Below are 511 nucleotides of genomic sequence, written 5' to 3'. Positions count from 1 at the left end.
TTATTTTATTCAGCTACATATACGCATAAACCTGAATTTTGTGCCGTTTGTGGATGTGTAAGCCAAAATAACAATATCGTTAAAAACGGGACGAAAACTTCTCGTATCACTCTCTGTTCTGTTTCAGGCCTACCGGCCTACTTAAATTTACGAAAGCAGAGATTTCTCTGCAGAGAATGTGGTTCTTCATTTACCGCAGATACTAGTCGAATCGTAGAAAAACATTGTCATATTTCGAAACGTTTAAAAAATGAAATTAAATCAAAGATAAGTGAAACAGTATCTGAAACATATATCGCAAAAGAAACAAATGTTTCAGTTCATACTGTAAGACGTATCATAGATGATACAGCACGATTATTAACAATTAAACCATTACATGATTTACCTGAGCATTTGTGTTTTGATGAATTTAAATCCGTTAAATCTTCCGATAGTAATATGAGTTTCATTATTTGTGATAGCACTACACACAAGCTGGTCGATGTTGTACGAGATAGAAAATCTTACA

At 33.3% G+C, this 511-nt stretch carries 1 protein-coding gene; it reads left to right on the top strand.

What is annotated here, in order from left to right:
- Positions 1-511: transposase family protein (locus HMPREF3103_RS07660; protein WP_246826967.1), on the top strand; the 511-nt coding region annotated here is incomplete at both ends.

Source organism: Granulicatella sp. HMSC30F09 (assembly GCF_001806915.1).
In the GTDB taxonomy this organism is placed as follows: Bacteria; Bacillota; Bacilli; order Lactobacillales; family Aerococcaceae; genus Granulicatella; species Granulicatella adiacens.
Note: the sequence above shows the minus strand (reverse complement) of the source record. Positions and strands in the feature narration are given on the sequence as shown.